Source organism: Gilliamella sp. WF3-4 (assembly GCF_001690275.1).
In the GTDB taxonomy this organism is placed as follows: Bacteria; Pseudomonadota; Gammaproteobacteria; order Enterobacterales; family Orbaceae; genus Gilliamella; species Gilliamella apicola_C.
Map to the genome: position 1 here is coordinate 38,001 of NZ_LZGW01000005.1, position 20,124 is coordinate 58,124.

Here is a 20,124-nt window from a genome sequence, read left to right on the forward strand (position 1 = left end):
TCCGTTTTCCATCAAGCAATGTTTAAATTGGTGTTCGACCACAGCTCATTTTTCCCTGATGAGTTCGTTCATTATTGTAATAATGCAGCCAATTGTCCAGATCTGTTTGGAGTGTTTCTAAATCTGAATAACGCTTTTTTACGGAATGTCACCATATAAAACTCATGTAAAATAGTTTTATGAAAGCGCTCGCAGATCCCATTCGTTTGTGGCAACATAGCTTTTGTCTTAGTATGGTCAATATCATTAATCGCCGGATAAAGTTGATAATCATGCTTTTCAATTGTAAATACCCCAAACTTAGTACACAACTCACGTAGAAAATTAAGCAGCCTGTTTTAGTGTTTTGTATTCAATCGGTGTCATGTTATTTAGTGCCTCATACGGCCTTTCGGTGTTATAAAGGGTTAGCTATTCTTCGGTTACCTTTCTTGCTTGTTCTAGATTATTAAATAGGTATAAATCGAGCACCTCAGTGCGATAGGTACGATTAAATCGTTCAATATAGCCATTTTGATATGGGCTACTAGGCGCTATATAATCAATGGTTATATCATGTGATTTAGCCCAGTTTATCCAAATAACGAGTCGCTCTACCTGCGGGTAAACTCACGCCAATATCAATGCCTAATGCCTCGTAATAGTGACTGAATGATTTTTTTTAGCGCCCATGCCTACGTTTTACGTGCCTTTGTGGGCACTAAAGCTTTTTTATGATTTCTTCCTGGAGCTGTGATTTTAAACTTAGCTCAGCAAACATCTGTTTAAACTTACGGTTTTCGGCCTCCAGCTCCTTTAAGCGTTTAATATCCGACGTTTCCATTCCGCTCTATTTTTCCCGCCATTTATAAAAAGTTGAATTACCCATGCCCTATTTACGGCACAACTCTTTAACGGGAATACCTGCCTCTGCTTCTTTTAAAATAGATGCGATTTGATGTTCAGTCATTTTTTTCATAATTGAATCCTCTTTTACTTTTATCAGAGAATTTTATACTTTTTTGCTGTACTATTTTAGGGGGTAGTTACAATACTATTTCACATGTATATCAATTTGATATACAATGCGTATTCATACTAAATAAAAAACGGCAATTAAAATGAGAACTGAAACCAAAGAATCGCCTATTAATATTAGAGCTAAGGCATCTCAAAAAGAATTGATTGATATTGCAGCGCATTTGCTATCTAAATCACGCACTGATTTTATTTTAGAAGCGGCCTGCTCAAAGGCTGAAGATGTTTTGCTTGATCAGCGTCTTTTTTTAATCGACGATGAACAGATAAATGCTTTCAATCATGCAATAGAAGCCTCTTTTGATAGTAATGAAAAAATTCAAGCTTTATTGTCCCGGAAGTCACCATGGGGAAAATAGAAGCGCCGTACTTATTGAATGAAGATCATGATGTTACGTCATTTGATTGTGAAGAGTTGTCTTTGAATGAATGGTTGAAGAAAAAATCCTTAAAAAATCAAAAAAGTGGTGCTTCGCGCACATTTGTAATTTGTGACAATAACAAAGTAATCGGCTTTTATTGTTTATCAACAGGTAGTATCCTGCATCGACAACTAACATTGAGTAGGTTTAAGCGCAATATGCCCGATCCTATTCCTGTTATTATTCTAGGCCGTTTGGCTATTGATAAAAATTACAAAGCAAAAGGATTAGGTGCGGCATTATTAAAAGATGCTATATTACGCTCGAAAGAAGTCTCTAAACAAGTTGGTTTTAGAGCACTATTGGTACATAGCTTAACAGATGAAGCCAATGCGTTTTATATTAAATTTGGATTTGTTAATTCTGGAATTCAGGAAAGAACAATGTTAATCTCTTTATGGTAATAAAATTGAGCTTAACTGTACATTTTTAAAGCAGATTAATTTAAGGATACAAATACGGGTACATTTTTCATCTAAATTTCTCAAATCTAGTCACCACAAGGCTTAAACCCACATCTTTGATTCCGCGTCCAGGCGCCAATCACCAAATTCTAAGACCTGCGTCTAGTATTTTTTTATGTCTAAATACTTTTCAGATAAGCCTTTCACCTTGTTTTACCGCTAAACTGTGTTCAATTGAAATTAAGTTAAATCAAGTAATAAGTTAATTTTACATGATTAATTTAATGATTATTTTATTTACAATAATTATAATACATTCTATAAAAATCAATTATTAATTCACAAGCTCTATAATAAATTTAGAACAAATCAAAGAATCTATTTATATGTTCTTTTTTAGTAATACCTTTAATATGAATTGAAAATGGCACGATTTTTGCATTTTATATCGGTTACACAGTATTGAACTACCGTTATGCTTGTGTTAGAAATTATTTTCAATCAAAAATGGAATGATATTGTAAATTCCTAGGCAATATCGTAATTTTAATTATGGTGCATTTTGCACTACATTAGTGCAATGGATAGCAAAAATATGTATTTAAACAAAGTAAAAGCTAATTGATGTAAAAATAAAAATTAGCGTGTTTTACTAAATCTGTATTTAAAAAATATTAGAAATACAATGATCTTAACTCTATTTAATTATTACAAAATAGGTTTACAGTTAAATAATTGGGGTGGTTTTATGAGTAATCAAAGGAAATATAAACGTAAATTTTTATTGGGCGCGGGGCTAATAACGATGCTTGCTAGCGCACAACTTCATGCTGCAGGAACGTTAGTTTATTGTGCAGAGGCTTCACCTGAAACATTTAGTCCGCAGTTAGTGACAAGTGGTATTTCAATGGATGCTAGTGCAGTGCCTGTTTTTAACCGTTTGGTGGAGTTTAAATTAGGCACTACCGAAATCCAACCTGCTTTAGCAAAATCTTGGGATATCAGCCAAGATGGTTTGACTTATACTTTCCATCTACGCGATGATGTTAAGTGGCATAGTAATAAAGAATTCAAACCAACACGAAACTTAAATGCTGATGATGTTATTTTTACATTTATGCGACAGAAAGATAAAAATCATCCTTATCACAAAGTTTCTGGTGGACAATATGAATACTTTGAAAGCATGGGGTTCCCAGATTTAATCAAAGAAATTAAAAAGATTGATGACCATACTGTTGTATTTGAATTAAACCATCCAGAAGCCCCTTTCTTAGCTGATTTAGCAATGTCATTTGCTTCCATTTTATCAGCTGAATATGCCGATGCTATGCTTAAAAATGGCACACCCGAAAAAGTTGATTTAGTCCCCATTGGCACAGGACCGTTTACTTTTGTTCAATACCAAAAAGATTCAAGAATTCTTTATAAAGCCAATCCCGATTATTTTGGACCTAAAGCCCAGCTTGATCGTTTAGTGTTTTCAATTACACCAGATCCAGCAATTCGTTATGCCAAGTTACAAAAAGGAGAATGTCATGCGATGCCATATCCAAATGTAGCTGATATTGAACGAATGAAATCTGACAAGAATATTGTTGTTAAAGAAATGGCTGGAGTTAATATTGGTTATTTAGCCTATAATATGGATAAGCCACCACTTGATAACTTACAAGTTCGTCAAGCATTAAATATGGCCGTGAACAAAGATGCGATTATAAAAGCTGTTTTTCAGGGTGCGGCAAAACCCGCTAAAAACTTTATTCCACCATCAATGTGGGGTTATAACGATGAAGTAAAAGATTATCCTTATGATCCAGAACAAGCAAAAGAGTTATTAAAATCAGCGGGATTAGAGAAAGGGTTTACTATCAATTTATGGGCAATGCCTGTGCAGCGTCCATATAACCCTAATGCACGCCGTATGGCTGAAATGATTCAAGCCGATTGGGCTAAAATTGGTGTAACAGCTAAAATTGTGAGTTATGAATGGGGAGAATATTTATCTCGTATTCGGGATGGCGAACATGATGCAGTACTAATGGGATGGTCGGGAGATAATGGTGACCCTGATAACTTTTATTCTGTTTTAATGAGTTGTGATGCGGTTAAAGCAGGCCCAAACTATTCACACTGGTGTTATAAACCATTTGATGATTTATTACAGCAAGCTCGCGTTGAGTCTAATCATGAAAAAAGGGTTGAGCTTTACAAACAAGCACAAGTTGAGATGCATAACCAAGCGCCTGCACTAATGATTGCTCATTCAATGATTTATCTACCGATACGTAAAGAGGTTAAAGGTTATATTATGGCTCCTTTAGCATTACATAATTTTAACCAAGTTACGCTTGAAAAATAACATTCCTTGCGATTAACCACATAGGTGGTTAATCGCTACATTAGGTTTGATTGAGTACTATAAATATATTTATATAAAATTATCTATTTTATAAACGATAGTTTAGAAGCAATATTTAAGAGCCACTACATGTTTCAATTTATTTTAAAACGGTTAGGTGTACTTATCCCGACTTTTATCAGCATTACACTGCTGACTTTTATTTTCGTTCACCTTATTCCTGGCGATCCGATTACAATACTTGCAGGAGAGCGAGGTTTAACACCAGAACGCCATGCTGAACTAATAACACAATTTGGTTTAGACAAGCCACTGTATGAGCAATATTTTCAATACATTATAGGTATGTTTCATGGCGATTTAGGCATCTCTTTTAAAAGCCAAATCCCAGTATGGGATGAATTTGTACCCCGATTTAAAGCAACTTTTGAGCTTGGATTTTGCGCGATGTTGTTTGCAATTAGTTTTGGGATTCCAATTGGCGTGCTTGCAGCAGTAAAACGCGGATCAATATTTGATCACACAGCTATCGGGTTGTCTTTAACGGGTTATTCCATGCCAATTTTTTGGTGGGGAATGATGCTCATTACGTTAGTTTCTGTGCATTTAAATTTAACGCCAGTATCAGGTCGTGTTAGTGATATGCTTTTCTTAGATGAAAGTAAACCTTTAACCGGATTTATGTTAGTTGATACTTTATTATGGGGTGAAGAAGAAGATTTTATAGACGCAGTTACTCACTTAATTTTACCTACCATTGTATTAGGTACCATTCCATTAGCGGTTATTGTCCGCATGACCCGTTCTTCTATGTTAGAAGTGTTGAGTGAGGATTATATTCGAACAGCACGAGCTAAAGGCGTTAGTCGAATACGAATCATCCTTATTCATGCATTACGCAATGCGATGATCCCTGTGATGACTGTCATCGGTTTACAAGTTGGTACAATGCTTGCTGGTGCAATACTGACCGAAACAGTCTTTTCATGGCCAGGAATTGGTCGTTGGTTAATTGAAGCGCTACAACGTCGAGATTACCCCGTAGTACAAAGTGGTGTTTTACTTGTTGCGGTCATGATTATTTTGGTGAATTTATTAGTTGATATGTTGTACAGCGTTATCAATCCGCGTATTAGGCATAAATAAGAGTGTGTTTACAAATGAATAAACAGGTTATTACTGAATCAACCAATACGAAAGACATCAGTTTGGTTGAACCTAAGCCATTAACGCCTATGCGTGAATTCTGGTTTTATTTTTCAAAAAATAAAGGTGCTGTCGTTGGATTAGCCTTTATTATTATTGTTGTTTTACTTGCTGTTTTTGCTAATTTAGTTGCACCACATTCTCCTTCTGAACAATTTAGAGATGCTTTATTAGCACCACCTGTTTGGATGAAAGATGGTAGCTGGCAATTTATATTAGGGACAGATGATGTGGGGAGAGATATCTTATCGAGGCTCATTTATGGTGCCCGTTTATCTTTATTAGTTGGTTGCTTAGTCGTCATCATCTCATTGATTTTAGGAATTTCAGTGGGATTGATTGCGGGTTATGTAGGTGGTTTTTTAGACAACATCATTATGCGTGCTGTCGATATCATGCTTGCTTTACCCAGTTTACTGCTTGCACTTGTTTTAGTCGCGATATTTGGTCCATCGATTGTGAATGCCTCAATCGCATTAGCTTTTGTTGCATTACCTCATTATATCCGCCTAACCCGCGGAGCGGCGATTGCTGAAATTAATAAAGACTATGTGATTGCTTCCCGAGTTGCTGGGGCAGGTGCTTTACGGCAGATGTTTATAAATATTCTGCCAAACTGTTTAGCACCATTAATTGTGCAAGCTTCATTAGGATTTTCAAATGCGATTTTAGATATGGCGGCATTAGGTTTTTTAGGAATGGGGGCACAGCCACCGATCCCAGAATGGGGAACAATGCTTGCTGACGTATTGCAATTTGCACAATCTGCATGGTGGGTAGTTACCTTTCCGGGCTTAGTAATTTTAATGACAGTGTTAGCTTTCAACTTAATGGGAGATGGTTTGCGAGACGCACTTGATCCTAAATTGAAGCAGTAATGGAGATACAGTCATGGCACTATTAGAAGTAAAAGAATTATCTGTTCAATTTGGTGGATTTAAAGCGGTAGACCACATTAGTTATGACGTTGAACAAGGACAAGTTGTTGGTATTGTGGGTGAATCAGGCTCAGGCAAGTCAGTGAGTTCACTCGCCATAATGGGGCTAATTGATTTACCGGGTAAAGTCAATGCCAATGCATTACATTTTGATGGTAAAGACCTGCAACAGATCTCAACCAAAATGCGTCGTAAAATTGTGGGTGCAGATGTGGCAATGATCTTTCAAGATCCGATGACAAGCTTAAACCCATGTTTTACCATAGGCTACCAAATCATTGAAACATTAAAAATTCACCAAGGTGGCAGTAAAAAGGCACTCAAAGCAAGAGCGATTGAACTGCTTAAATTAGTGGGTATTGCTGATGCGGAAAATCGATTAAATGTTTATCCGCATCAGTTATCTGGTGGAATGAGCCAACGCGTCATGATCGCAATAGCCATTGCATGTAACCCAAAGCTCTTAATTGCTGATGAACCAACAACTGCGCTTGATGTTACAATTCAAGGGCAAATTATCGAGTTATTGCTAGAATTGCAACGCAAAAATAACATGGCATTAGTTCTTATTACGCATGACTTAGCGTTAGTTTCTGAAGCGGCACAAAAAATTATTGTGATGTATGCTGGGCAAGTTGTTGAAATAGGTGATGCTGAAATCATCTTTAAAAAACCATTACATCCTTACACACAAGCATTATTACGCTCGCTGCCAGAATTTACGCAAGACAAAGAACGATTAGCATCGTTATCGGGTGTCGTACCAGGAAAATATGATCGGCCAACGGGCTGTTTACTCAATCCGCGTTGCCCTTATGCTACTGAACGCTGTTATACCGAAGAACCTGCATTAATGAGTTATTCTACAACTAGAAAAGTAAAATGCCATTATCCATTATCAAGCGAAGGACTACCACAATATGAACAATAATATGGAAAATAAAGAATTACTGCTTGATGCTCGAAACTTGACAAAATATTATCATGTTAAAACGGGGCTCTTTTCTGAAGCTAAACAAGTTAAAGCTGTTGATGGAGTATCTTTCACATTAGGTAAAGCCAAAACACTGGCGATTGTTGGTGAATCGGGTTGTGGTAAATCCTCATTAGCAAGATTATTGACCATGATCGAAAAACCCACATCAGGAGAACTTTATTTTAAAGATCAGAATCTATTGGATGATGATCTGCAAGCTAAAAAATTGCGTCGCCAAAAGATCCAAATTGTTTTCCAAAATCCATACTCATCACTCAATCCACGCAAGAAAATCGGTTCCATATTAGAAGAACCGCTAATTATCAATACCGATTTAACAGCAAATGATCGTAAAGCAAAAGTACTATCAATGATGAAAAAAGTTGGGTTAAAAGAAGAGTTTTATAATCGTTATCCACATATGTTTTCAGGGGGACAACGTCAACGCATTGCTATCGCAAGAGGTTTAATGCTTGATCCTGAAATAGTGGTTGCTGATGAGCCCGTTTCAGCACTAGATGTTTCTGTGCGTGCACAAGTGCTAAATCTGATGATGGATCTACAGCAAGATCTAGGTTTATCTTATGTTTTTATTTCTCATGACCTTTCGGTTGTTGAACATATTGCTGATGACGTCATGGTGATGTATTTAGGGCGCTGCGTTGAACAAGGGCGGAAAGATGAAATCTATCGTAACCCTGAACATCCATACACTCAAGCGCTATTATCAGCAACACCAAGATTAAATCCAGATCTTAGACGAGATAGAATCAAATTAGAAGGGGAATTACCAAGTCCTCTTAATCCTCCTTTGGGTTGTGCTTTTAATGCTCGGTGCCGTTTAGCATTTCCACGTTGCACAATTGAACAACCGCAACTTATTAATTATAACGAACATAAAATTGCTTGTTTCTGTATAGAGGAAAAAAATAATAATGGATAATAAAAGTGACAGTTAATTCTGTCACTAAATTCTATAATAAACCTACTTATTGTATTTTTCTTACTTACATAGAAATTGCCGATTGTTATATGTGAATGCCAAATCGATTAAAAAATATTGCCTCAAACTTATTAAGTAATAATGCTGAGAGCTGGATGAGTAAAACAAGCTCAATCTTTAAAACTTTTTACTACGCAATTTATTCCACACTCAATACCTAGTGATACGGCAACATAAACATAATACAATAGTAAAAATTAAAAAATAGCAATTGATTATAAAAACAGCCCAAACTAACAAAGCTTGGGCTGTTTGCTTAATCACGCTTTAAACGTGATCCAAGGTTTAAGTTTTACCACAGACTGAATTAGATCAGCATTTTCTTGCGATTCGATTACAGGCGTAATCGGTTTATAGGCCGCAGGAGCTTCTTCACGTAGACGTTCCTCTTTTAAGGTAACACATTGCCATGGCAAATTAACTTTATCAGACACCACTTTTTTGCTACGCATTGATTGCCGTCTTTCAGCTCTACCCGCACCATGCGAGCAAGACCATAACCAATCTGAGTTCCCTTTGCCAACCACCACATAAGAGTAATCGCCCATCGAGCCAGGAATTAATACGATTTCCCCTTGGTTAGCCGGCGTTGCCCCTTTGCGGTGAATATTCATGCCATGCTCAGGTAAAATAATATTATGCGAAATATCCACGATTAACTGGCTATTATCGTGTTTAAAAATCGCCATGAATTCTTTACGTATCAATTCAGTGATAACAATTCGATTGATCCAAGCATAACGTGCAGCAACGCCCATAGCTTGTAAGTAATTTTCAGCATTATCATCGGCCAAACCAAATAATCCTGATGTTGGATATTTTTCGTTTACTGGCCATAATTCTTTGGCTTTATCTTGCCAACGCTTGCCAATATAAAATCCCACATCCCGTGAACCAGTATGAATCATTATCACAACAGCATCTTTCTTTAGCCCCATTTGATAAGCTAAGTGTCGATCAAGGATTTCATCAACAATTTGTAACTCAACAAAATGGTTACCTGAACCAACGGTACCTAAGCTTGCTGGGCGGATAATACTGCGTGACTCAAAAAAGGCCTCTGGCGCGTATTTGCTATCGGCAGTGATTAACGACTGTCCTGATATTTGATTAATTTCGGCAAGTAATCGCTTAACATTAACCTCTTGCCACAAACCTTGTTGTGGTAATGCTGCAATCCATTCTGCGATTCCTTGATCAAACAACGCTTGAAAAGATTGTGGTGTAACAGGAACATCTCGCTCATCTTGCAGTAATACACGTTTTAGTTGCGCAATAATTGCTGATTTTTGGTCATGCACTTGATCATAGCTTAAGCCTGTTGTTAAAAGGCGCATACCACAGTTAATATCAGTGCCAATAGCTGCTGGAATAATTAAATCTTCCGTTGTTGCCACAATACTGCCCACTGGCGCAATTGCACCTGGGTGAAAATCGGGAGTAGCTCGAGCGGCACACACGTGTCCTAAGCTATTAGGTACCTTGACCGATGCAAAATCCAGTAACTGCTTGACAGCTTTTTCTTCTAAAGGTAAAGCCTGCGGTAATAAAACTTGAGCGGTCGTATTTTGTTGATTAAAAGTATAAATATCATTATAAAAATGACTTTCAATCCCTAGTCGGGATAAACGTTTTTGTAAACGGGTAAATGTAGACATCATTGCCACCTAGAAAACAATAAAAAACGGTCTCCTCTGTTGAGAAGATAATTACTGTTTTCCTGCAGCAGCACGATTCAGGAAAGCGCATTTATTCTATACAAAAAATAACAAATTGTAAAGTTGTCAGTAATTATTAATTTTTTTTGCAAATTAAACAACATCTTTTTGACTTAGTAAAGCCAATATAATTAAGTAATAACATACGTCTTTAGTCGAGGCCGAAAAGTTTTTCTTCTTATATCATAGTATTAACAGAAAAAGTAACTAATTTTAGTTTACCTATTATCTATTTGGTGTAAAAAAGATTCAATATAATCACAACAATTAGTTAAACCATATCGATTTAACGAATCATGTGCTTGATAGGCTTGATTATGTTATCTCACAATCTATTGTCGAAGGATATCTATTGAGTCGTTGAACTACCTTTTTTTATTTTTTCCAACTTGGAATAATACGAAAATCGGGTATCATACCTTCCTAGAAAAGTGGTTATAATGCATCGCAGTCGTTAAACTGTGGTGGTGCGAAGTAGCGAGTATAAATCACCTTTCTATTGTCTTCACTTCACCGAGTTTAAAATTGCACCTCATGTTTTAATCCAAGAAAATTACAATAAAAACCAAAATAGGTAAACTTGCATAAGCAATAAAAATATCTTTAAAAATAATATAAAAAGATATTATTTAATAATATTTTATATGGACATTGAGCCTAATGCTGTTTAATATCCTGATCAAATTTTGTCTAGCATTTGAATAAAATTGATACGATAATAAGTTTTCCGATGAAAGTTTCTATAAAATATCTAGTAAGTTTAGTCTTTGTGATCTTACCCTTTACCCCTGTATTGGCTGAAGTTCACCCAATACAGGCACGGGGCGATCAGCAGTTGCCTCACCAGCAAGAACGACAAAAAGCACGACAAGATTGGCTTAGTTCTACCGCCCCCGCTATTCGTTTATTACCCCCCGAACGTTACCACAAAAGGGATAGATTTTCCGACTGAAGCACCTTGTTTTAACATTGATCATGTAGCGTTAATGGAGCGAGACCAATTACCGTGGTTTATTCCATTAAAGAGACTGACATAACAGGTAGAGCGTGGCTGCTTGGAAGGTTAGGTAATTAGCTTATTGATGAGTAAACGGCAAGACCGCGGTCAGCTATGCCGTATTAGAACTACAGAGGCAATATCGAATAAAATCAAGAAATCAAGGATAAGGAATTAGCAATGAATAAGAAGTTATATCGAGTTATTTTTAACAAAAAGCGTAACATGCAGATGGTGGTTGCTGATATTGCTAAGACACCGATAGGTGGTGAAAAAAGCAACTCAACTTCAAGCCTAACCGCATTAAAATCACTTTTTGCCAATTTAAGTCCGATAACCTTTCTTATTTCTGTATCATTGGGTTTTGTCAGTATCAGTTCGCCAGTTTATGGCAGTAGTATTGTGCCGGACCGTCAAGCGAGTAAACATCATCAACCGCAGGTGACTTCAACGGCGAACGGCACCACACAGGTCAACATACAAACGCCGAATAATAAAGGCGTTTCACATAACAAATACCAACAGTTTGATGTCTCAAAGCAAGGTGTAATTTTAAATAACAGCAGTAAAGCCAGCAAAACTCAAATTGGGGGGTATATACAAGGTAATGAACTGTTAAATGCCAGTGGCAGTGCCAAAATCATTTTAAACGAAGTCAACTCACGTAACCCAAGCCAATTAAATGGGGTCGTTGAAGTTGCGGGACAAAAGGCTCAAGTGGTTATAGCCAACCCATCAGGGATCACCTGTAATGGTTGTGGTTTTATTAATGCGAGTCGAGGCACATTAACGACGGGTAAACCGATAATTGAAAATGGGGATTTAACCGGTTATCAGGTAGAGCAAGGTCATATAGCGGTAACGGGTAAAGGTCTGGACAGTTCTGGGCAAAGTTATACGGATTTAATTGCTCGCACGGTATCGATAAATTCTGCGGTATGGGCAAATGATTTAAATGTGGTGGCAGGGCGTAATAAAGTCAGCGTTGACGCACAAACGGTAACACCGTTAGGTGAAGATGATAACCCAAAACCGGAAGTTGGCTTGGATGTTTCGGCACTGGGGGGGATGTATGCGGGTAAAATCCAGCTAGTCGGGACAGAAAAAGGGGTTGGGGTACATAATGCAGGCGAGTTAGGGGCAAGTGCTGGTAACCTTATAATCAGTGCGGATGGGAAAATCAGCAATACTGGTACCTTACAAGCTAAAGGTGATATTCAGCTAAGCAGTCAACACACTATTAGTAACAGTAAACAAATTTACAGCAAAAAAAACCTTCAATTAAACGCCAAAAAAGCGATTGCTAATGAGGGGGCATTAATCGCTGAAAATAATGTCGAGCTTAAAGCCTCAACGATAAATAGTGGTAAAAGCAGTACCGTTGCGGCGGGGATTGACCAACAAGGGCAGTTGACTAAACAAGGCAATATTGCAGCCAAGGCTAAAGATGTTTTATTAACGGGCAAAAATTTAGCGGGTCAACAGATTGTGGTGAATGCGCAAGACAATGTTGACCTTGCAAACAGCCAAAATATAGCTAAATCGCTGGCGGTGACGGCTGACAATATCAATCTCAATGCGGCTAAAATTAATAGCAAAGAAAGCATCAATTTAAATGCCAATAATTTGATTGATAGCCGTTATTTACAAGCTAAAACTAATGCAACCTATTTTGCTAAAGCAAACGTAATTGATAACCAACAAGCGATTATACTGGCTGATAAAGATGTGGTATTGAATGCTAATAAAATAAATAACGCACAAACAAAACTCAATGTCGGCAATGCAATTCATTTTAATGGCAAACAAGTTATTGACAACAATAATAGTACCTTGCTGGCGAAGGGCGCGATTAATCTTCAAGGGGAATATATCACCAATAATGGCTCATTATTAGTAAGTCATGATTATTTGCACATAAAAGCCAATACATTGGAAAATCGCAAATCAACCTTGCAATCCAAAAAATATTTAACAATTGATAGTCATCTTTTTGATAATCAACAGTCTAAATTCTTGACAGAAGACACGTTAACAATTGATGCTAATCAAATTAACAACCAAAAAGTGGCTTTTAGTGCGAAAGGAACTATCACGATTCACGGTGAGCTAGTTAATAATGATTCTTCGACATTCATTTCAGACGACACAATTAATATCAAAGCTAAGCAATTTTTTAATCAACACGCAAAGCTCACTGCACAGCATAATATGGCTATTGATGGTCAGCAAGTGAATAACCAATCAGCAGAATTAAAATCCAATGGTCATTTATCAATTTATGCAACCGAGCTCGACAATCAATCTGCACTATTACTAACGAATTCGACCTTAACGTTACAAGGTAAAAATATCAATAATTATCATGCCGAACTCAGCGCAAGCGATCGCATTGCTATAACCGCAGAGCAACTATGGGTTAATGAGGGGGTATTGGTCAGTAATCATGATATCAATATGATAAGTTCGCATATTGATGCACAAAAAGTAAAAGTTAAAGCAAAAGGGGATATTAACCTGAAAGCGTCCGATGGCATTGATGCAACTGAAGGGTTAATCGTGAGTGAAAAACAATCCACCCTTGAAGCAAACACGGTTAAATTAAATGCAGCAACGTTAAGTGCTAAAGGTGACATAGCTGTTACAGCAAATTCACAATTAGACAACAATAATGCGAAATGGATTAGTGAAGGTCATATTACCGCAAATGCACAAACGATAAATAATCAAAATTCGTCAATATCGAGCTATAAAAATATTTACCTTAACGCACTGTATTTAAATAATCATAACAGCAAATTACAGAGCTATGGAACAATTGACTTATTGTCAAACAAGGTTAATAACCAAAATACCCTCGTCAATGCATTAGCGGCTATTCACATTCAGGCTCACGATATTGACAACCAACATGCACAAATAATTAGCCAGCAATCGATAAAGATAGATGGTAATAAGATTAATAATCGTCATTTAGCCATGCAATCGGGTAAAGCCTTATCTATAACGGCTACCGACCAATTGGACAATGCTGATGCGACACTCATTGCTGGTGACAAACTGGAGCTTAAGTCACAGCGCATTGATAATCAACGTTCAAAAATCAAGTCTGGTCATGACCTGACTATGCAGGGAAAAAGGATTAATAATCGACATAGCACCATGGTTGCGACGGGCGATGTTGGGTTTAATGGTGATGAGCAATTAGATAATCAAAACGCTGATATTCGAACACAAAATAAAATCACTATGGCTGCCAAGCAAATAAATAATCAAAATAACTTATTGGCAGCCGGTAACGAAGTTATGCTTAATGCAGATGAACTTAATAGTCAGTCATCCATATTAAAAACTGACGATAAGATTCGCATAAAAGCCAAAAAGCTTAATAGCGCATCGGTCAAATGGGTTAGCCAAAATGCCATTATTATTGATAGTGATGATATGGATAATCATTCATCTGTATTCAAAGCCGATAAGGGTATTGCCGTCAAAGCCGATAAATTAAATAATAACGAAGCAACCTTAATATCGGGAACCCAATTATCATTAACCGCTAAACAATTAGCCAATCAATCGGCCTATATTCATGCTGATAAAGGCATCGACATCCAAAGTACCGAATTTAATAATCAATCCGCCACGTTAATTACTAATGGCTCTATACATATTGATGCCGACAAAACGAATAACCAAGATAGCACCTTATCGGCTAAACAAAATATTACCGTAAACAGTAACGAAATAAATAATCAGCACGCCCTTGGGTTAGCGGATAAATATATTTCGATTCATGCCAATAACCTTGACAATCGCCATGCCTCCTTACAGGCCAAACAAGGTATGCAAATGGATGTCAATGCCCACCTAGCTAATCAACATGCGATGCTAATCTCAGGGCGAGATGGTATTATCATTCATGCAGATGCTTTAAATAATGAAGATTCTGAATTAAGCAGTAAAGGGAAATTGGCAATAACCGCCAACGAGGTCAATAACCACCAAGCACAATGGGTTGCAGAAAGTAACCTCACGGTCAAAGCGAATCACATCAATAATCAGTCTGCTGATATTCAAGCTAAAGGGGATATCACCTTAGATGGGCAAACCGTTGATAACCAACAAGCGAAATTGTTGAGCATGGGTAATATTCGGCTACATGCAGAGAATAATTTAACCAATAATCATGCCAAGCTTACTGCGATGCAACAAATTCAATTACAATCTCATGGCACGATTGATAATCAATACTCAATAACAGAGGCCAATAAGGGGATTTTGATTGAAGCGGATTCAATCAATAATCATCAAGCCAAATTGAATGCTGGAAAAATTGAGTTAAAAACCCAATCGCTTAAAAATCAACAAGCCGATATTGTAGCGAAAACGTTATTACATCTTCAAGCGGGTGACATAGCTAATAGTCAAGCTCGTTTATTAGCCAATGATATTACCATTACCGCAAATCAACTCAGTGGTGATGGTGAACTCCTTGCTGAACATAATATTGCGCTTAATTTAACTAATGCATTTGATAACAAAAACAGCTTACTGGCAAATAATGCTATTTCAATCAACGCCAGCCAAATTACCAATGACGGAAAAATCTCATCGGGTCAAGCCATCACCCTTAACAGTGACGAAATAAAAAATACAGAAAAAGGCATTATCGAATCAGAGGAAATCAACACCAATGGGCAAATATTGGAAAATAAAGGACTGATTGATGGTGGTGACGTTCACCTAAACGCATCGCAGCGTTTTGACAATCTGGACGGCGCGCGCTTATATGGGAATGGGATTGATATCCGAGCTCATCAGGTGAACAACCGAGCGCCTTCTTTAACCAGCCCGCTTGCGCCAACTATTGCAGCAAGGGACACGCTTTTATTGGATGCCAACACAGTAAATAATACCAATCATGCGCTGATACTCAGCTTAGGAGAGATGTATATTGAGGGTGAAACCTTAAACAATCACTCAGCACGGATTGAAGCGACTGACGATATGGCATTAAAAGTCAAGCAAATTAACAACATCAATGACCATATTGAAACCGAAGAGGTCTTAGTCGATAGTCAACATCTTATTGAATATTCACCAACCGGAGATGCTCGGCGATTTAAACCCGATGAAGTAAGTATTCGTACTAGCCCTAAAGAGCGGCATCGATACCCTGTTTTGCATTCCAATAATGGCGCTTTTAATTCCACTTATAAGTATTACAAATATGATTACACAAGGCATATTTATGAAACTAAAATCAAAAATACTGCACCAGCAGAAATCATCTCTGGTCAAGATTTGCATATACAATCCGACCATTTAGAAAATGATAACAGTAAAATTATTGCGGGTAATGCCTTAAATATTGAGACTGGCACACTCAATAATCACTCATTAAAAGGCCAGCACACGGTCACTGATATGGGTAATAAAATTTACCATTACCGCGAGAAAGAGACTAAGAAAGGTAAAGCCGTATATAAAAAAAGAGCAAAATGGAGCGACTATAACGACCAATCGGTCACCACCATCGATCTTGAGCATGCCAAAATAAAAGCGCACAGTAAAGAGGATAAAAGCCAAGTTGATTTACAACCACGTAAAGAGGCGAATGTTAGTATAGATATTATTGTTGATCCGATTAAGGCCGAGGTCAAAAACGACAAACACCTTAATAACTCACTGAAAGACATCATTAACCAAGGTGAGGAAAAGGGTAAAATCAGCATTTTACCGGAACATCAGGTCAATGATTTACCGATTATGCAACCTATTTATCAACCTGATAACGTTGACACACCAGCGCTTGATACCCCAGTTATTGACGCTAATCAAAAAGTGACCAGTGAAGATAGTCAGCATTATGGTGATTCAATTATCCTTGTTGAGCCTAATTTGACCTTACCGCAAAACAGCTTATCGATAATAAATAAAGCGCCACAAAGTCATTATTTAGTGGAAACTGACAGCCGTTTCACGGACCGAAAAAAATGGTTAAGCTCTGATTACATGCTCAACCGCTTAAAGGTCGATCCGAACAATATCCAAAAACGGTTAGGTGACGGTTATTATGAGCAGCAGCTGATTCGAGAGCAAATTATAGCCTTAACGGGGCATCGATATGTGGGTGATTATACCAGCGACCTAGAACAATATAAGGCATTAATGAATGCAGGCAGTGTTTTTGCGAAAAAATATGGCTTAGCTGTAGGTGTAGCACTTTCAGCAGCGCAAATGAAACAACTCACCAGCGATATAGTCTGGTTAGAAAGCAAAACGGTCATGGTTGATGGGCAAGCGGTGTCAGTATTAGTACCCCAAGTTTATCTGGTCAATAGACCACAGCTGACGGCGGAAGGGGGCTTATTATCAGGAAAAAATGTCACGGTAATCGCGGAAAATGACATTGAATCCTCGGGGGCGATATTAGGGAAAAAACGGGTTGCGCTATTAGGGGATAACGTCAATAACCAAGGCCTGATTGATGCAGGAACCCTCATCATTCAAGCCAAAGACAGCATAAACAGCCGTGGCAAATTACGTGCAGACAAATTGGCGTCTTTACAGGCCAATAACGACATCAACTTAAACAGCACCACGGCTACTACCGAAACGCATTACGGCGCAAGTAAAAGCAAAAATACGGTAATAGACCAAGTTTCAAGTCTCAACGTTAAAGCGGGGGATATCTACTTAAAAGCGGGTCATGATATCAATCTGGGTGCAGCTTTAGTGGTCAATGGGGGTGAAGATGGCACAACCAACATGATAGCGGGACACGATATCCATTTAACGACATTAAAGACAGAAAGCCATCAAGCATCGGTATGGAATAAAAACCACTCACACAAAGTGGATATAGACAACGTGGTAGGGAGTGAAATCTTAACCGATGGCGACCTCAATTTGATTGCTAGCAATGATATCTTGGCAAAATCGGCGCAGATATCGAGCAATAAGCGCTTAAATTTATTAGCAGAGCATGATATTGATATTGGTAGCGAGCAAGAACGCTTGCAATTAACGGAACATCACAAAAGCAAAACCAAAGGGATACTTAACAAAGGTTCGATTACCGAAGATATTGAAGTCGATAATATCACGCAAAAAGGCAGTGGCATTTATGGTGATAGGGTCAACATCAATGCGGGTAATAACCTTAAGGTCACGGGCAGTGAAGTGATTGGCAGCAATAATGTCGCGCTTAACGCAGGCAAAGATATTGCCATTGATGCGGCGGAAGAGTCTTACTACCACATGCAAAAAACCGTCACCAAGAAATCGGGATTAATGGGCAGTGGGGGTATTGGTTTTACGGTGGGTAAAGAGAAAGAAAACCTCAAACAAACCGATAACGAACAAGCCTTTTTGGGTAGTGTGGTGGGTAGCACGGATGGCAGTGTTAATATCCAAGCGGGTAAAGACGTGAACATCAAAGGCAGCGAAGTCATTGCGCAGCGTGACATCAAACTGCAAGGTGAAAACGTCAACATTGAAGCATTAGATGCCAAAACGACGTATAAAGAAGAGTACAGCTACGAAAAATCAGGTTTAACGGTGGCCTTAACGGGCACGGCCGCAGATATGTATGAAGCGGCCAAAGCCGTAGAGCGAGCCAAGAAACAAGGCAATGACAAACTCCTTGCCCTACAATCCATCAAATCGGCTTTAACAGCGGTCGAAGCGCTAGAAGATAGCCAGCTCAAAAACCAACAAGGTCAAAGCCAAGCTTCAATTGGTGTTAGTGCCATGGTAGGCACTCAGCGCACAGAGCGAGAAGTCAACCAAGCGCAACACAACGTCATCAGCAGTAGCATCTCGGCAGGGCGAGACATCGACATTATCGCCACGGGTGACGCCAACAAACAAGGCGGAGACATCACTCTTAAAGGCAGTGAAATCAACGCAGGGAACAATATCAACATCACGGCGAATCGGGATTTAAATGTGATTGGTGCGGTCAACACCCAGCACAGTGACCGTGATGAAAAAAGCTATGGAGGAGGGGTTGGTATCCAGCTTCAATTTGGTGGTGATGAAAGTGGCTTACGCTTTAAAGGCAATGCCAACTTTAGCCGAGAGCGAGAAAATGCGGATGGTAGTGCTTGGACAGAAAGCGTGATTGATGCGAAAAACAAGCTCACCATCAAAACGGGCAACGACACTAACATCATTGGCGGCCAATTAAAAGGCAACACGGTCAACATGGATGTGGGTAACAACTTAAACATCCAATCACTGCAAGATACGGACGACTATGATTACGAAAAAATCAGTGCTTCGGTCAGTGGCAGTGCTGGCTTTGGTGGCTTTAGTGCCAACGGCTCATTATCAAGTACGGACATCGACAGCAAATGGGCAAGTGTCACCGACCAATCGGGTATTTTTGCTGGCAAAGGTGGCTTTGACATCAAGGTAGGCAACAACACCGACCTAAAAGGGGCGGTCATCTCCTCGGAAGCCGAAGACCCGAGCAAAAACCGCCTTGATACGGGCACCATTAGCTTTAGTGACATCAAAAACAAAGCGGAATTTAATGTTAGCCATATCTCGGTCAGTGGCGGCACGGGTGGCGCAGGTGCACCAGCGGCATATCAAAACAGTGAAAAAGACTCAAGCATCACCCACTCAGCGGTAGAGCAAGGTCAACTCATCATCCGCAACAAAGACAAACAACAACAGGATATTAATGATTTAAGCCGAGATACGGAGCATGCGAACCACACGTTAAAACCGATATTTGACAAACAAAAAGAGCTCGACAAAATCGAAACGGTAGAGCTTATCAAAGACATAGCCCAACAGACGAAAAGCATAATGGGCAAATATGACCGAATACAGGCACAAAACAAAATAGACAACGACGAAGAAATTAAAAAAGGCCTAAAAGAAAAAACCACAGATCAGCTAAAAAAAGAAAAGCTTAAAGCTCAACAAGAGCCAAGCTATACCCCAAAAAGCTACGACGAGCTTTACCAGCAAAATTATTATAATGCCGTCAGCGATGCAGTGGTAAAAAATGCAAAAAACAACCTTGGCACCATGGGTGGAGATGTCAGCAAAGGCATAGACTCA

The 20,124-nt window shown here is 38.4% G+C and carries 10 protein-coding genes and 2 pseudogenes; 9 read left to right on the top strand and 3 right to left on the bottom strand.

Annotated elements, in window-relative coordinates; genetic code table 11:
- Nucleotides 1-22 precede the first annotated feature (22 nt).
- Nucleotides 23-284 (bottom strand): annotated as a pseudogene (locus A9G47_RS02105) (integrase core domain-containing protein); the annotation flags it as partial.
- Between the two features lie 40 nt (nt 285-324).
- Nucleotides 325-958 (bottom strand): annotated as a pseudogene (locus A9G47_RS14810) (integrase core domain-containing protein).
- Nucleotides 959-1,100: 142 nt separating this feature from the next.
- Here A9G47_RS14810 and A9G47_RS02115 point away from each other — a divergent pair.
- The 7 genes from A9G47_RS02115 to A9G47_RS02145 all read left to right on the top strand — a co-directional run bounded on the left by A9G47_RS02115 (nt 1,101) and on the right by A9G47_RS02145 (nt 8,268).
- Entirely contained in the window at nt 1,101-1,376 is a 276-nt protein-coding gene (locus tag A9G47_RS02115) for a type II toxin-antitoxin system TacA family antitoxin (protein ID WP_065642040.1), read from the top strand.
- Complete coding sequence (locus A9G47_RS02120; RefSeq protein ID WP_442903227.1) at nt 1,373-1,843, top strand: GNAT family N-acetyltransferase; 471 nt, start codon at nt 1,373-1,375, stop codon at nt 1,841-1,843. The genes A9G47_RS02115 and A9G47_RS02120 overlap by 4 nt, the downstream gene beginning before the upstream one ends.
- 748 nt (nt 1,844-2,591) lie before the next feature.
- On the top strand, nt 2,592-4,205 hold the full coding sequence (locus tag A9G47_RS02125) for an ABC transporter substrate-binding protein (protein ID WP_065568292.1): 1,614 nt from the start codon (nt 2,592-2,594) through the stop codon (nt 4,203-4,205).
- A 129-nt stretch (nt 4,206-4,334) separates the two neighbouring features.
- On the top strand, nt 4,335-5,351 hold the full coding sequence (gene dppB / locus A9G47_RS02130; RefSeq protein ID WP_065568220.1) for a dipeptide ABC transporter permease DppB: 1,017 nt from the start codon (nt 4,335-4,337) through the stop codon (nt 5,349-5,351).
- 14 nt (nt 5,352-5,365) lie between these two features.
- A complete protein-coding gene (gene dppC, locus A9G47_RS02135) occupies nt 5,366-6,289 on the top strand; it encodes a dipeptide ABC transporter permease DppC (RefSeq protein ID WP_065579869.1) in 924 nt (307 codons plus the stop codon).
- A gap of 13 nt (nt 6,290-6,302) precedes the next feature.
- Complete coding sequence (gene dppD, locus A9G47_RS02140; RefSeq protein ID WP_065642042.1) at nt 6,303-7,280, top strand: dipeptide ABC transporter ATP-binding protein; 978 nt, start codon at nt 6,303-6,305, stop codon at nt 7,278-7,280.
- Nucleotides 7,270-8,268: a peptide ABC transporter ATP-binding protein gene (locus A9G47_RS02145; RefSeq protein WP_065579815.1), complete on the top strand. Its 999-nt coding sequence runs from the start codon at nt 7,270-7,272 to the stop codon at nt 8,266-8,268. The genes dppD and A9G47_RS02145 overlap by 11 nt, the downstream gene beginning before the upstream one ends.
- Before the next feature lie 320 nt (nt 8,269-8,588).
- Here A9G47_RS02145 and A9G47_RS02150 read toward each other — a convergent pair whose 3' ends face one another.
- Nucleotides 8,589-9,986, bottom strand: coding sequence for an RtcB family protein (locus tag A9G47_RS02150; RefSeq protein ID WP_065642043.1), 1,398 nt, complete (start codon nt 9,984-9,986; stop codon nt 8,589-8,591).
- A gap of 790 nt (nt 9,987-10,776) precedes the next feature.
- On the opposite strand from A9G47_RS02150, the gene A9G47_RS13825 reads away from it, so the two are divergent.
- Entirely contained in the window at nt 10,777-10,998 is a 222-nt protein-coding gene (locus A9G47_RS13825; protein ID WP_141674783.1) for a hypothetical protein, read from the top strand.
- Between the two features lie 225 nt (nt 10,999-11,223).
- Nucleotides 11,224-20,124, top strand: an 8,901-nt coding sequence (locus tag A9G47_RS02155) for a two-partner secretion domain-containing protein (RefSeq protein ID WP_065642044.1), incomplete at its 3' end; no start/stop codon positions are given.

What these genes read in the sequence shown, in the direction of transcription:
- A9G47_RS02115 (WP_065642040.1), top strand. Translation starts at nt 1,101, where the DNA reads ATGAGAACTGAAACCAAAGAATCGCCTATTAATATTAGAGCTAAGGCA.
- A9G47_RS02125 (WP_065568292.1), top strand. Translation starts at nt 2,592, where the DNA reads ATGAGTAATCAAAGGAAATATAAACGTAAATTTTTATTGGGCGCGGGG.
- dppB (WP_065568220.1), top strand. Translation starts at nt 4,335, where the DNA reads ATGTTTCAATTTATTTTAAAACGGTTAGGTGTACTTATCCCGACTTTT.
- dppC (WP_065579869.1), top strand. Translation starts at nt 5,366, where the DNA reads ATGAATAAACAGGTTATTACTGAATCAACCAATACGAAAGACATCAGT.
- dppD (WP_065642042.1), top strand. Translation starts at nt 6,303, where the DNA reads ATGGCACTATTAGAAGTAAAAGAATTATCTGTTCAATTTGGTGGATTT.
- A9G47_RS02145 (WP_065579815.1), top strand. Translation starts at nt 7,270, where the DNA reads ATGAACAATAATATGGAAAATAAAGAATTACTGCTTGATGCTCGAAAC.
- A9G47_RS02150 (WP_065642043.1), bottom strand. Translation starts at nt 9,986, where the DNA reads ATGTCTACATTTACCCGTTTACAAAAACGTTTATCCCGACTAGGGATT.
- A9G47_RS13825 (WP_141674783.1), top strand. Translation starts at nt 10,777, where the DNA reads ATGAAAGTTTCTATAAAATATCTAGTAAGTTTAGTCTTTGTGATCTTA.